We start from the raw sequence: 14139 nt of genomic DNA on the forward strand, positions 1-14139 counted from the left end.
CCTTCCTTACGGGCACGAAACAATCGGACTCGAGTTCGAAAAATCCAGGGCCGACGATGTACTCGTCAGCGTATACGGCCCTGTATCCGAACTGGAGCTTCCACATGGACACAGCAGTACACCCCGTAGACGCGAAGTTGCCGTTCCTCCGGCAGTTCGCGTTCGGGCTCCAGCACGTCCTGATCATGTACACAGGGTGCGTCACGGTGCCCCTCGTGTTCGGTGCCGCGGTCGGCCTCGATCGCGACACCATCGCAATGCTCATCAGCGCCGATCTACTGATCGCCGGTCTCATCACCGTCATCCAGAGCCTCGGTGTGGGCAAGCTCGTCGGTGTGCGTCTGCCCATCATCTGCGGCGCCACCTTCGCCGGCCTGACACCGATGATCCTCATCGCGAACCAGTACGGACTGCAGGCCGTGTACGGGTCGATGCTGGTCGGCGGCATCGTGGGTCTTGCACTGGCCTGGCCGTTCGCCAAGATCGTCAGGTTCTTTCCGCCGCTGGTCACCGGCGCGGTGCTCACGGTAGTGGGCATCTCGCTCATCGGCGTCGCGGGCGGCCTCATCGTGGGCAACGACGTTTCGTCACCGGACTTCGCGTCACCCACCAGCATCATGCTTGCCGGTGTGGTGATCGCCGTCGCGGTGGGATTCCTATGTCTCGGCCGCGGAATCTGGTCGCAGCTCGGGGTTCTCATCGCCCTTCTCGCCGGCACCGCGCTCGCGTTTCCCCTCGGCATGATCGATGTGGGTGGAGTCTCGGAGGCAGCGTGGCTGGGCTTTCCCGCGCCGTTCCACTTCGGTGCTCCCGAATTTCCCATCACTGCGGTCGTTGCGATGAGCATCGTCATGGCTGTCGTGTTCGCCGAGTCCACTGCGAGCATGCTTGCCTTGAGCGAGATCACGGGAAGGCGGCTGGGTAAAGCCGACATCGCCCGTGGGCTCGCCGGTGACGGACTGTCCGCCGTTCTCGGCGGCATCTTCAACGCCTTCGTCGACACGGTCTTCAACCAGAACGTCGGAGCGGTCGCCACCACTCGCGTTCACAGCCGATACGTCACCGCCACGTCCGGCGTGATCCTCCTCGTTCTCGGTGCGCTGCCCAAGGCAAGTTCGGTGGTCGCGGCCTTGCCCCAGCCGGTGATCGGAGGTGTCGGCCTCATCCTCTTCGCGACGGTGGCGCTCGTCGGCATCGAAACCTTGCGCAAGGTCGACATGTCGGACCGGATCAACTCCACGATCGCGGCCGTCGCGGTGGGAGTCGGCCTGCTGCCAGAATTCGCCGAAGGACTGTTCGAGCATTTCCCCTCGGCCGCACAGATCATCCTCGGCAGCGGAATCACGCTTGCTGCGATCACCGCATTCTCGTTGAACCTGCTGTTCAACCACACCAGGCTCGGAACGTCGGCCCGTGCCGCCGTTCGTCACGATACCCCTGTCCCCTCGCCCGAATCCTCTTCCCGTACCGGAGTTGCCAATGAACCCGCACACATCTGACACCTTCGATGTGCCCGCCGTCGACATCGGACCGTACGTCCATGGAGGCACCGACGCCGACCGCGCACGGGTAACCGGTGAGATCGACGATGCCTGTACGCGGGTCGGATTCATCCAGATTCTCGGACACAGGATCCCGGACGACGTGACCGACGGGCTGGCAGGCGCCGTCGACGACTTCTTCGGTCTGCCGCTCGACGAGAAGAAGCAGTACCGGGTCGAGGGCGCCAACCGAGGTTACAGCCCGCCGAAGAGCGAATCGCTGAGCCTGAGCCTCGGTGTGGAGTCGGCCAGCAGGATGAACGACTTCTTCGAGGCCTTCAACGTCGGCACCGAGGCACGATCGTTCACAGATCTGGACCTGTCCGAAAGCGACTACGGGATCAACCTGTGGCCCGAGGTCGCTGACTTCCGAGACCGGGTGCAGGCGTATTACACCGAGGCTTCCCGGGTTGCCGGGGTGCTCACCCGGATCTTCTCCGATGCACTCGGCCAGGACCCGGAGTTCTTCGCGCGTCTGACCGATCACTCGATCGACGTACTCCGCATGAACAATTACGCCCTACCCGAAGGCGCCGTGACCGTCGACGGCGACCTCACCGGAATGGGTGAACACACCGACTTCGGCATCGTGACCGTGCTGTGGGCCGACTGCGTCGCGGGACTGCAGGTTCTCGGCGGCGACGGTGTGTGGCACGACGTCGCGCCGCAGCCGGGTGCGTTGCTCGTCAACCTCGGTGATCTCACCGCACGCATCACCAACGACCGGTGGATGTCCACGCTGCACCGCGTCAAGCCACCGATCGTGGACGGCACGATCCAGCGTCGGCGCTCGGTCGCCTTCTTCCACGACGGTAACGTCGACGCAGTCATCTCCACGCTGCCGGAGTTCGCCGACGACGAATGCTACGAACCGATCACCGTGCGTGACCACATCGAAGCGAAGCTTGCGGGGTCCCGTCAGGGCAAGGCGAATGCCAAAGCCGTCCGAGAAGCTGCCCGGGTTCTGGCTGCGGCGGGCAAGCAGTGAGCCACGTTGTGCTGGTGCACGGCGCCTGGGCGGGTCCCTGGGTGTGGGACGCGATCCTCACGCCGCTCCGAGCAGCGGGACATACGCCTCACCCCCTGTCGTTACCTGCAGTGGGGGCGTGGGGCGAAGACGACGTCACGGTCGACGATGTCGCCGGTGTGATCGCCGACCACGTGACCGAACTCGACGACGAGGTCATCCTCGTCGGACACTCGGGTGGTGGCATCGTCGTCACACAGGTCGCGGAGATACTGCCCGACCGCGTGACCGGCGTCGCGTATGTTGCGGGCATGATGCTGCCGTCCGGCGTCGATTTCGGGATGCTGTGCAATGGACTGGGTCTCGAACCGCCGGTGGGTATCTCCGCGTGGCTCGAGCCTACCGACGACGGTCGCGGCACCGTCGTCCCGCCGGAAGCAGGTGCGGCGGTGTTCTTCCACGAGGCGAGCGCTGCCGACGCCATCGGCGCTGCACGCCGGCTCGTTCCGCAACTCGAAACCGCACGGCTCATGGCGCCGACCTGGACGGCCGAACGTTTCGGGACCGTGCCGCGCCTGTACATCGAAGCAGCGCTGGACCGTTCGGTCCCGATCGCAACCCAGAGGGAGATGCAGCGGCTCACACCCGGTGCGTCCGTCGTGACCCTCGAATCGGATCATGCGCCGCAGCTGTCTGCCTCCGGTGAGCTCGCCGCCGCGCTTGTTCGGTGGTGCTCTTCCCTCGCATAGCAGTCGACGAGTCTCCTCCGCTTGCCCGAGTTACCTATGGTTCAGAACCGGCGGAAGGCCGGGCGGGTGAGGGAGACTTTGTTACCCGGCTTCATCGGCGCCGTGCGTACCCGGTCGACTCACGCACGAGCAGCCAAACGAAGTACACGCCACCGAGCGTGACCGTCATGATCCCCACGGGTAGTTGCGTGGGCGCGAACACCCGCTGTGCGAGCAGGTCCGACAGCAGCAGAAGAAACGCCCCGGTCAAGGCGGCCGGCGCGAACGCGATCGAGGCCGTCCCGACGAGTCGCCGCGAGATCTGCGGCGCGACGAGCGCAATGAACGCGATCGGACCTGCTGCGGCCGTAGCGACTGCGACGAGCACGATCGCCCACAACATTGCACCGAGGCGCACTCTCTCGACTCGCGTCCCGGCGGCGCGCGCGAGATCATCTCCCATCTCGAGCATCCGTAATCCTGGTCCGTATGTGAACAGTACTGGGACGACAACGGCCAGGATGGCGAGGACGGGAACGAGCTGCGTCATACCGAGGCCGCCGAGCGAGCCGCTGCCCCACACGGACGCAGCCATCGCATCGTCGACGTCGGCGCGTGTGATGAGCCAGGTGTTGACGGACGCGAGCGTCGCGGAGACACCGATGCCCACGATGATGAGGCGGAAACTCTGCACGGCGCCGCGTGAGCGGGACAGCCCGTACACGACTACGGCTGTGAGCAGACCGCCCACTACCGCGCCCGCAGCCGTGAGGAGATAGCTGCCGCCCAATGCGAGGATGACGACCAGCCCGCCTGTGTATGCGCCGGTCGAGAAGCCGATGATATCGGGGCTTCCCAGGGGGTTGCGCGTGAGCGATTGGAATACCGCGCCACTGAGTCCCAGCGCGGCGCCGAGCGCGAGCGCAAGGAGCGCGCGCGGCAACCGCCATTCGCCGACGACAAGCTGTGCCTTCGGCGTGCCGTGACCGGCGAGTACCGCGAGGACGTCGGAGAAGGCGATGGCAACGTCGCCCATCGACAGTGTCACGACCAGCAGTGCCGCTGCGGCGAGTGCGCTGACGGCCGACACCGTCACCGAGCGCACGTCGATGCGCATCGAGAACCTGTCACCGCGGAGCCCGCGCGCGACCCAGGTCCGCCGACCGGCCGGGGGCGCTTCCTCTGTAATCGTGCTCACAGGCCGGTGAGCTTCCGTCGCCGGGCCAACATCACCAGTACGGGTGCGCCCACGAACGCGGTGATGATTCCGGCCTGCATCTCCTGCGGCCAGACCACCACACGACCGAGTACGTCGGCCGCGAGTAGCAGGATCGGTGCGCAGACGACGGTGTATGCGAAGATCCAGCGCTGATCGGGCCCGGTGAACCAGCGCACGACGTGCGGAACCATGAGCCCGATGAAACCGATGGGGCCTGCCGCGGCGGTGGCTGCGCCGGCCAGCAATGTCACCGCGATGATGACGACGATACGGGTCCGAACGACGCGGACACCCAGCGAGCGCGCCAGCTCATCGCCGAGCGCGACCGCGTTGAGCGAGCGTGCGACGAGCCCCGCGAGCACGAGCCCTGCGACGATCAAGGGTGCCGTCGTCCACAGCACATGCTCATCGCGCGAGGCGAGAGTGCCTGCACCCCAGAAGCGCATGCCATCGAATACTCCCGGTGTCAGAAGGCCGATCATGCTCGAGATTCCGCCCAGCAGTGCTCCCACTGCGACGCCGACAAGCATGAGCCGCACGGGCGTCGCCCCTGCCCTTCCCACCGTGCCCACGGTGAATACCACGAGGGTCGCCGCCCCGGCGCCCGCGAGCGCGAACCAGACATATCCTTGTACGTCCACGACCCCGAACAATCCGATTCCCAGTGTCACGAGGAACCCGGCCCCGGCGTTCACGCCGAGAATGCCGGGATCGGCCAGAGGATTGCGCGTGAGAGCCTGGATGAGGGCGCCCGAGACGCCAAGCGCAGCACCCACGAACAGGCCAACGAGCGTGCGAGGGAGTCTGAGACCGAGGACGATCTCCTGCACCTCGCCGCCGGCGCTGCGCCCTCGGAGGGCGTCGACGACAGCCGACATGACTTCGCCGGGTGGCACGGATCGCGTCCCGACAGCGAGACTCATTGCGACGCACGCCGCGAGGAGGACGAGGGCGAGCAGCAGCCCCAGCGATCGCACGGCCGGACCACTCGCGACGCCTTGTGTGACGGCGGTGTCCTCGTGCGCCTCGAGCGTTGATGCGCCGCTCACGTCCTCAGTCCCGAGCAAGGGGTTCGAGCACGGTCTCCTCGACCGCATCGAGCCAGGCGAGAGCGGTGCCGTAATCAGTGACCGTGGAGTACACCGAATAGACGTCGCCCGATCGAGCAGCGGGGAGTTCCTGGAAGAGCGGCGTAGAAGTCGTCAGCTGCAGCGAATCGACGAACTCGCCGTCAGGCCGCGCTCCACCCACGATGATCTCGGCCTTGCCGAGCACGGGCTGAGTCAGCTCGGGCGAGATGTACATCCACCCTTTCTCGCCGTCCTCCTCCTCGGGGATGCCCGGTGCGAACGACGCTCCCAGGTCGTCGAAGTAGAGCGCCCCGACGGAGCCACCGGGATAGAGCACCGAGAAACCGCCCTCGACGTCCCCCGCGCCGATTGCCGCCCACGGCCGCTCGAGCACCTCGGCATATTCGGACTGCAGGCGCGCAAGCTCGGATTCGTACGTCTCGGCGGACTCCTGGAATGCGCCGGCACGGCCTACCGAATCGGCCACGCCCGCGCCGATCGCGCGCCAGTCGCCGCGGTACGCGCCCTCGTAGATCGCGGTCGGGGCGATCTTCGACAGTTCTACCCAGGTGGCTTCGTCGATCTCGAGTACGTCGCCCACGATGAGGTCGGGCTCGGCAGCCATCACGGCCTCTATGTTGAGTTCGAAGAACGCTCCCACTGTGCTGACGTTCTCCATGAGCTCCTGTTGCTCGGCGGTGAATTCGCTCGCGTACGCCGAGTAGTCCTGCATCGCGACGGGCTCGACCCCCACGGCAGCGAGCTGCCAGGGGGTGTCGTACGACACTGCCACGACACGCTGCGGGTCTGAGGGCACCTCGATGTCGCCGTACGCGGTGTCGACGGTGCGCGTGGTGGATTCGGAGGCGGACGAGACGTCGGAGGACTCGCTGCACGAGGTCAGCCCGAGTCCGATCAGGATGATCGTGGCCGAAGCCCCGAGACGACGGAGGGTAGGGACGGATTGGAGCATCGGGATCCTTCGGAACTTCGACGGGAACTTGGGAAGGGTTGCCTAAGTGAGGCTAGTCGGGCAACCATCGTCCTCGGCGGACAGCTTGTACTGTTATCCGGACACATCCGCCGAGGTACTCCGCCGCAACGGCCCGGTGGACTTGTAGGGCACCACCAGTGGACCTCCGGTGATCGGGTCATCGATGACGACGGAATCGATACCGAACACCTCGGATACCGTCTGCACCGTGACGACCTGTTCAGGGGGTCCCTCGGCGACGATCCGACCGTCCTTCATCGCGATGAGGTGTGTCGCGTACCGCGCGGCGTGGTTGAGGTCGTGGAGCACTGCGACGAGGGTGTGACCGTCGTTGTGCAAGGCACTGAAGAGTTCCATCAGTTCGATCTGGTGGGCGATGTCCAGAAACGTCGTAGGTTCGTCGAGGAGCAGCAGAGGGGTTTGCTGGGCCAGAGCCATCGCAACCCAGACGCGCTGCCGTTGGCCGCCGGAGAGCTCATCGACCGGGCGTGAGGAGAGTTCGGTCAGGTGGGTGGCCTCGAGTGCGTCGGCCACTGCGATCTCGTCGCTTTTCGACCATTGCCGAAGCAGCTTCTGGTGTGGAAAACGCCCGCGGCCCACAAGGTCGGCGACCGTGATGCCGTCCGGTGAGATCGAGGATTGAGGAAGCAGCCCGATCCGGCGGGCGACCGCCTTCGCCTGGTAACGTGAAATCTCCTTGCCGTCGAGCAGTACCGTCCCCTCTCGCGGTGTCAACAGTCGCGAGAGGGCGCGCAACAGCGTCGATTTTCCGCACGCATTCGGCCCGATGATCACAGTGAAGGAGCCCGGCGGGATTCTCACGCTCAGGTCGGTGGAGATGATGCGCTTGTCGTAACCGATGGTGACCCGGTCTGCGCACAGATCGGTCGAAACCGTGGTGCGCGGGGTCTCGGAGAGCGCCGCCCCGGTGCGAGTGTTCACGAGTGTGCTTTCTGGAGGTGTGACGAATGGCAGCCGGAGCTGCTCACAACGAGGATGACGATCAGGGCGCATACGGCGAGCCGATTCGGAGACCGGGCAGAGGTACTTGCGCTCAACTCGAACACATCGTGCCGGGGCCGCAGCCTCCCCGAATTCGAAGCCTAGGAGTCTCGCATGTCGATGTGTGGACTACCTGTGTCGCAGTCGGGACTGTCGTAGGCGGCTGTGTTCGCCTCACACGTCGGCGAGTAGTTCCCCTGGCGTGCAGCCGACGACCTTACGGAAAGCGGCCACGAACGCGCTGGTCGTGCCATAGCCCACGCGGCGTCCGGCCGTCGTGACGCTCTTACCCTCCGCGAGCAGTCCGCACGCCGCTCGTATTCTGACAAGGCGGCGCCACTGCGCGAAGCTCATCGCCACGTCCGCCGAGAACGCGCGCGTGATGGTCCGTGTGCTCACATTCAACATGTAGGCCCACTGCTCCAAAGAATGCTCCCCGGCGGGATTCTGCAGGACGCTGTCCACCAGCTCCCTGATCCGGGGGTCGCGTGGGATCGGCACCGTGATGTCATGGGAGGCCAACGGTTCCAGCATGTCGATGCACACCTGCTGGGCACGCAGTCGTTCTTCCCGCGGCATACCGGTGCGCGCGAGATGGACCAGCAACTGCCGCACCGCCGCATTCACTTTCACCGGGGCGGTTGCGTTCCACGCCGGAGTCCACGCCTCCGGGGTGAAGAAAGTCGTCCGGAATGCGGCGCCAGGGACGGAGTGCGTCTCATGCACCACACCTCGGGAAATCCAGAGCCCGGACCCCGGAAGCACGGTCGACAACCGGCCGTCCACCAGGATCGTCACCACGCCGCGCTCGGGCCAGATCAGCTCGTGTTCCTCGTGGCTGTCCGGTGGCCAATAGCCGGCCACGTCTTGTTCGAACAGCCCTGTGGTGAGCAAGAACGAATCCGGCACTGCCCTCCGGGGGCGTGGCGCCGAGACTCGTGCAGGGGGCCGCACCTCCTCGGGGACGAGATCAAGCACTGATGTCACGACACACCCTCCGCATTTCTGTGAGGCTACCCTAAACCAGAATCGGGAAGCGTGGGGTGTCGCGCTGTGCCGGTTCGATGTCCAGATCCCGACATGACTTGTCTCTGGAGATCCTTGCCGTGGGTTTCCGCCCGTTTCTAGGCTCGGATGTACCTGACAAGATCCGATCCATCAGTTCTCCGAAGGACCTACCGTGGCCATTCCCTGCGCACCGGCGCGCGTTGTGAACGCAACGTGGCTGTCCCCGCACATGATCCGTATCTCGCTCGAGGCTGTCGGCGACTGGCGCTGGCATGTCGACGGAGTCGGCGACGAGCGTGTCGACATCGCCATCCCGCGCCCTGGCGAGACGGCAGCCGACGTCGAGACATTCAACTTGCCGGAGTACGGACCCGGGTGGGTGGGCGAGGAGCCACCGTGGCGGCACTACACGATGCGTGCCGTGCACGACGGAGGGCGGCGCTTCGACATCGACTTCGCCGTCCACGGGCACGGAATCGCGTCCACCTGGGCCGAGCGCGCGGAGCCGGGCCATGTGATCGGGGTGTTCAACGGCGGTAGGAGCCGCGCCTACTACGAGCCGCCCGCTGACGCTGAGGTGCAGATCCTCGTCGCCGACGCGACTGGGCTCCCGGGGCTCGGGCGCATCGTCGAGGGGTTGGACGCTGCCGTGCGCGCGATCGTGGTCGCGGAGGTGGCTGAGCACGACGACGTCCTGACGTTGGTCACGGCTGCGGACGTCGAGTACCGCTGGCTCATCGGCACCGGAAACGGACTCGGCGACAGCGCTCTGCCCGAGGCGGTCGGTGAGCTTCCGGTCCCCGATGCGCCCTGGTACGCGTGGGTCGCCTGTGAGGCCGCCGCGAGCCGCGCAATTCGCCGTGACCTCCGCGGGCGACTCGGCTCGGCTCGCGATCGCCATCACGTGATCGGCTACTGGGCCCGCGACAAGGCAGGCGATCGGCCCGCAGATCTGGACTGAGGCGTGTCCGGTATGCGACACACATCGGCTGCCCGCAGATGATTGTTCTTCCTACTGTGAAGTCGTATGGGGAACCTCCTTGACCATCGTCCACACGACTCTGCCGGCTCCATTGTCAAATCTGCTCTGACGGGGGCACGGCGTGGTCGGCAGCTCGGCCTGGCCACGATCGGGTTCGTCGTACACCAGGCATGCGAGGCCGCGGTGCCGATCCTGATCGGCGTGATCGTGGACATGGCGATCGTGCGCAGTGATGGTGCGTCGCTGGTTCTCTGGCTGGGTGTGCTCGGCGCGGTCTTCGTCGTGCTGTCCTCGAGCTACCAGCGCGCTGCCCTCGGGATGGTTCGCGTGTACGGGCACGGCGAGCACGATCTCCGACAGCTCGCTGTCCGACGAGTGCTGCACCCGCGCGGCAGAATCCAGCATCGTGCCACCGGGGATGTCCTCTCCGTCGCGAGCTCCGACACATTCCGGGTTGCGGGGGTGGCGTGGAGTATCACCGAGCAGGCCGCGACCATGGCCGCACTTCTTTCTGCGAGCATCGCACTCCTGATCATCTCGATTCCGTTGGGGCTCGGCGTGCTTGTCGGGGCGATCGCGGTGCTGCTGGGAATGCGGGCGCTCGCCAGCCCACTGGAGAAGGTGGGAATGGTCGAACAGGCCTCAGTGGCAGCGGCCAGCCAGGTGGCGACCGATACGATGTCGGGCTTGCGGATCGTGCGCGGGCTCGGCGCCGAAGACGAGGTCGTGCGCCGGTACCGGATCGCATCTGCGTCGTCACTGCTCGGCGCTGTCGCCGCGGCGAAGAAGCTCATCACGTATGAGGCCGTGAGCAGGACAGTTTCGGTGGTGTATCTGGGAGCCTTGGCGTTCGCCGCAGCATGGATGGCCTCCCATGGCGAAATTACCCCGGGGCAGCTGATCACCGTGATCGCACTCGCGCAGTTCCTGCAAGGAGCGCTCGCCCACATCGGCACGTTCGGAGCGAATTGGGCGCACAAGCGCGCCTCCGCACGTCGCCTGCATGCTCTCATCGCCGAGCCTTTCGCGCTGCCTGTCGGCGGACAGGCGCCCGCCCGGCACGGCAGCGTTCCCTTGGCCTGGGCCGCCGGCGATGACATGGTCGAGGCAGTACCCGGGCAGCTCGTCGGGGTGCGGGTGGACGGCGCCGCGACTGCCCGTGCCGTGTCGGCCCGGCTCGGCATGCGCGTACCACCCACACCGGGAGAGCTCTACGTGCACGGTACCGACGCGCTCGAGGCCGGACCCCGCGAATATCGTGCGGTGGTGGCAGCACCGCCGCACGATGCGACAGTGTTCACCGGTACCTTGCGCGAGAACGTCACCGGACTCACCACAGACGCCGGCCCCGGCGCCGGGCATGTCGGGTGGAACGAGGATGCAGTGCGTGCGGTCGCACTCGATGATGTGATCCAGCACATCGGCTCACCCGATGTCCCCATCGGTGAAGGCGGCCACCGTCTTTCGGGCGGTCAGCGTCAGCGGGTGTTGCTGGCCCGAGCATTGCATGATCCGGCAGACGTGATCGTGCTCGACGAGCCGACCACCGCACTTGACCCGCTCACCGAGAAACACGTGGCCGAAGGACTACGCAATTCCGGAAGGACAATCGTGGTCATCACGTCCAGCCCGCTGCTTCTGAACGAATGCCACCGAATCATCGATCTCACCACCACGTTCCGACACGCGGGCGAAATTGTCGGGGCCCGCAGGATGGAGGATGCACGATGAACACCGACGACGACGGGGCGATGCTTACGACCGGCGCCGGCGATCGCCCCTCCTCGGCGGCAACCGAGGAGGCAAGCCTGCCGGTTGCCGATGGCAGACAGAGTTGGCAGTACTTGGAGCGGGTGCTGCGCCTGCAGCGGACCGCGCTTGTGGTCACGACGCTGCTGCTGTCGGCCGGGTCGGCGACAGCGCTGCTCATCCCGCTCGTGCTGGGTCGGATCGTCGACGCTGTCCTCGCCGAATCCGGTCTTGGCCGAATCGCGATGTACGCAGGCGCGGTCGTGGGAGCCGGTGTCGTGTCGTCGCTGTTGCTGCGCTGGGGCGGGCAGCTGCTGGTGTCCTGTCTGCAACGTGCGCTCGCATACCTGCGCGAGGAAGTGTTCGCCACCGCGGTCCGGATCGATCAGAACACGGTCGAGGACGCCGGAACCTCCGATGTCGTCTCCCGTGTCACCGGGGATGTCGAAGCGATCACCGGGGCGGCATCCGGTGTCCTGCCCCGATCCGTGCAGGCGGGATTCACCATCGTGCTCACGGTGCTCGGGCTTGCTGCGCTCGATCCCTATCTTGCGCTGGCGGCCCTGATCGCCGTACCTGTGCAGCTGTGCGCGACCGTGATATTCCTGCGCCGCTCGCGCCCCTTGTACCGACGGTTGCGGCGTGAGGAGGCCGATCGAGGGCAAGCGATCATCGAAAGCGTTCGCGGCGCCGACACCGTGGTAGCCGGTCGCAGTCAGGGCACACAACTCGAGCGGATCGCAATTCGTAGCCTCAGTGCCGTCGAGACACAGCGGGAGGTGACCCGTGCCCGCAACAGATTCAATGCGGGTCTCAATTTCGCGGAGTTCCTCGGTTTGGCAGCAGTTCTCGCGGTCGGATTCTGGCGCGCAAACGAGGCCGGGCTGTCCGTGGGCGCGGTGACCGCCGCTGCGCTGTTCTTCCATCGCCTGTTCGGCCCTATCGGCGCCTTGTTGTCCAGCATCGACGACCTGCAACGTGCTGCCGCTGGGCTCGGTCGTCTCGTCGGGGTGCTCCTTGCCCATCCCTTCCGCGCGCCGCGTCGGCAGATCGCCGACGGAGCCGTCCGTGCCCGTTCGCTGACGTACCGATACCGGTCGGGTGCCTCCGATGCGCTCACCGGTATTGATCTCGACCTTGCCGAGGGCACCACCACCGTGCTCGTCGGTGTATCGGGGTCGGGCAAGTCCACCCTCGCGCAGCTCGTAGCCGGAGTACTTCCGCCCACCGCGGGGCAGGTACTGATCGGTGGCGTCCCCGCGAACGAGGCCGGACAGGCCGGGCGCCGAGCGGTGCTGCTGGTTTCGCAGGACACGCACCTGTTCGCAGGCACACTCGCGGAGAACCTGCGTCTGGCGGATCCTGACGCACCCGACACCGCACTGAGGGAGGCACTCGACGCTGTCGGTGCGTGCTGGACTCGAGAGCTGGCCGATGATCTCGACACCGCCCTCGGACACGACCTCGACGACGCCCGCATTCAACAGCTCGCCCTCGCCCGCGTGCTACTGGCCGATCCACGCGTCGTGGTACTCGATGAGGCCACTGCCCACGGTGGCGTAGACGGCACACTCGACACCGCCGTGCACGCTGCCGTCCGCGAGCGGACCGCCATCATCGTCGCCCATCGCTTCGCGCAGGCCGAGGCAGCCGACCACATCATCGTCCTCGAACGCGGCCGGATTCTCGAACAGGGCAGCCACATCGATCTGGTGCACCGTCCCGGCGGCGCGTACGCCCTTCTTTATGCGGCCGCGCACCGCGGCGACCGTGACTGTGATGCGCGCGCCGGTGGCCGTTGAGCGCGCCTGCGCCCGTCGGCCAGGCGCGAGAGCGGCACTTCGCCTCTCTACTCGCCGCCCTTGTACTCGACCTCGTACTCGCCGGACTTGATCTTGTTGCGGTATTCTTCGAACAGTGCCATCGCTTCGGGTGAGATCCGATCGGCGAATGCCGGGTTGATCGCGACGTCCACGCCACCCTGGGCGAAGTCGACTTCGTAGTATTTCGCGGGATCGATATCGCCGGCTTCGACATCGGTGATCATCGCGCGGAGCACTTCGTCGAGGTTCCACACGATGGACGACACGACGTTCTCGGGAGCGAGCGGAGTCTGGTCCATGGCGTATCCCGCGACGTAGACACCTCGCTGCTTGGCGCCTTCGATGGTGGCCGCGTCGACGCCGCACGTGGTGAACTGGTCGGCGCCCTGGTCGACGAGGGCGTTGACGGCTTCGAGGGTCTGGGCCGCGGCATCGGACCATCCGCCGATGTACGCGGGCTTGAGCTGGATCTCCCCGCCGCCCTGGTAGCTCAGCCGCGCGCCGTCGGCGAACGATTCGATCTGGGCCTTGCACACGGGGATTTCGAAACCGGCGGTGCCCGCAAGAACTCCCGATGCAGTGAGATCGCCGGCGAGGATGCCGGAGAGGAAGGCGCCCTCGTAGAACGGCTGGCTGTAGTCGGCCAGGTTCTCGGTGACGTCGCCGAAACCTCCCGCATATGCAAACAGCACGTCCGGATAGTCGGCGATGACGCCCTTGATGGGTTCGCCGTAGTTGAACGAGTGACCGACGATGAGCTGATTGCCGTCCTCGGCGAGGTCGGTGACGATCTGCGCGATCTGCTCGGACGTTGCGCCCGAATCCTGCTGGACCACAGTCAGGTCGAGGAGGCCCTCGGCTTCGAGTTTCTCGGCGCCCTCGACCATGCCCTGATTCCAGCCGAGGTCGTTGACGGGGCCGGAGGTGACGATGGCGGCCTTGACGACACCATCGGAAGAGGCCGACGAACTGTCGCCGGGTTCGGAGCTCGAACATCCCGTGACGGCCACGCCGACGACAGCTGCTGTGGCGATGGCGGTACCCAGTTTCTTCACT

At 66.1% G+C, this 14139-nt stretch carries 12 protein-coding genes; 6 read left to right on the forward strand and 6 right to left on the reverse strand.

Translation table 11 applies throughout. The features are described 5' to 3' along the window. Window positions 1-104: 104 nt before the first annotated feature. The 3 genes from Q7514_RS26405 to Q7514_RS26415 are packed head-to-tail and all read left to right on the forward strand — an operon-like array spanning window position 105 to window position 3257. Window positions 105-1499 carry a nucleobase:cation symporter-2 family protein gene (locus tag Q7514_RS26405; protein WP_330136240.1) on the forward strand — a complete coding sequence of 465 codons (1395 nt, stop codon included), beginning with the start codon at window positions 105-107 and terminating at the stop codon, window positions 1497-1499. Next, window positions 1480-2529: an isopenicillin N synthase family dioxygenase gene (locus tag Q7514_RS26410; protein ID WP_330136241.1), complete on the forward strand. Its 1050-nt coding sequence runs from the start codon at window positions 1480-1482 to the stop codon at window positions 2527-2529. The genes Q7514_RS26405 and Q7514_RS26410 overlap by 20 nt, the downstream gene beginning before the upstream one ends. Further along, window positions 2526-3257 (forward strand): alpha/beta fold hydrolase, encoded by a 732-nt coding sequence (locus Q7514_RS26415; RefSeq protein ID WP_330136242.1) that lies wholly within the window; start codon window positions 2526-2528, stop codon window positions 3255-3257. Before Q7514_RS26410 ends, Q7514_RS26415 begins: the two co-directional genes overlap by 4 nt. A 91-nt stretch (window positions 3258-3348) precedes the next feature. Here the strand turns inward: Q7514_RS26415 and Q7514_RS26420 are convergent, their stop codons facing one another. From Q7514_RS26420 to Q7514_RS26440, 5 genes are all read right to left on the reverse strand, one after another. Further along, on the reverse strand, window positions 3349-4434 hold the full coding sequence (locus tag Q7514_RS26420) for a FecCD family ABC transporter permease (RefSeq protein WP_330136243.1): 1086 nt from the start codon (window positions 4432-4434) through the stop codon (window positions 3349-3351). Further along, complete coding sequence (locus Q7514_RS26425) at window positions 4431-5552, reverse strand: iron chelate uptake ABC transporter family permease subunit (RefSeq protein WP_408016190.1); 1122 nt, start codon at window positions 5550-5552, stop codon at window positions 4431-4433. Before Q7514_RS26425 ends, Q7514_RS26420 begins: the two co-directional genes overlap by 4 nt. Further along, window positions 5509-6498: an ABC transporter substrate-binding protein gene (locus tag Q7514_RS26430; protein WP_330136245.1), complete on the reverse strand. Its 990-nt coding sequence runs from the start codon at window positions 6496-6498 to the stop codon at window positions 5509-5511. Before Q7514_RS26430 ends, Q7514_RS26425 begins: the two co-directional genes overlap by 44 nt. A 93-nt stretch (window positions 6499-6591) precedes the next feature. Then, window positions 6592-7461 (reverse strand): ABC transporter ATP-binding protein, encoded by an 870-nt coding sequence (locus Q7514_RS26435; protein ID WP_330136246.1) that lies wholly within the window; start codon window positions 7459-7461, stop codon window positions 6592-6594. Window positions 7462-7695: 234 nt separating this feature from the next. Next, window positions 7696-8508 carry a helix-turn-helix domain-containing protein gene (locus tag Q7514_RS26440; protein WP_330136247.1) on the reverse strand — a complete coding sequence of 271 codons (813 nt, stop codon included), beginning with the start codon at window positions 8506-8508 and terminating at the stop codon, window positions 7696-7698. Window positions 8509-8701: 193 nt separating this feature from the next. Here Q7514_RS26440 and Q7514_RS26445 point away from each other — a divergent pair, with 193 nt between their 5' ends. The 3 genes from Q7514_RS26445 to Q7514_RS26455 all read left to right on the forward strand — a co-directional run bounded on the left by Q7514_RS26445 (window position 8702) and on the right by Q7514_RS26455 (window position 13062). Continuing rightward, window positions 8702-9490: a siderophore-interacting protein gene (locus Q7514_RS26445; RefSeq protein ID WP_330136248.1), complete on the forward strand. Its 789-nt coding sequence runs from the start codon at window positions 8702-8704 to the stop codon at window positions 9488-9490. A gap of 66 nt (window positions 9491-9556) precedes the next feature. Further along, complete coding sequence (locus Q7514_RS26450) at window positions 9557-11242, forward strand: ABC transporter ATP-binding protein (protein WP_330136249.1); 1686 nt, start codon at window positions 9557-9559, stop codon at window positions 11240-11242. Continuing rightward, the gene (locus tag Q7514_RS26455) at window positions 11239-13062 is read left to right on the forward strand and encodes an ABC transporter ATP-binding protein (RefSeq protein WP_330136250.1); all 1824 of its coding nucleotides are present in this window, start codon (window positions 11239-11241) and stop codon (window positions 13060-13062) included. The genes Q7514_RS26450 and Q7514_RS26455 overlap by 4 nt, the downstream gene beginning before the upstream one ends. 47 nt (window positions 13063-13109) lie before the next feature. On the opposite strand, the gene Q7514_RS26460 is transcribed toward Q7514_RS26455, so the two are convergent. Next, the gene (locus Q7514_RS26460) at window positions 13110-14138 is read right to left on the reverse strand and encodes a BMP family protein (protein ID WP_330136251.1); all 1029 of its coding nucleotides are present in this window, start codon (window positions 14136-14138) and stop codon (window positions 13110-13112) included. Window position 14139: the final 1 nt, after the last annotated feature.

The organism is Rhodococcus artemisiae (assembly GCF_036327795.1).
GTDB lineage: Bacteria > Actinomycetota > Actinomycetes > Mycobacteriales > Mycobacteriaceae > Rhodococcus > Rhodococcus artemisiae.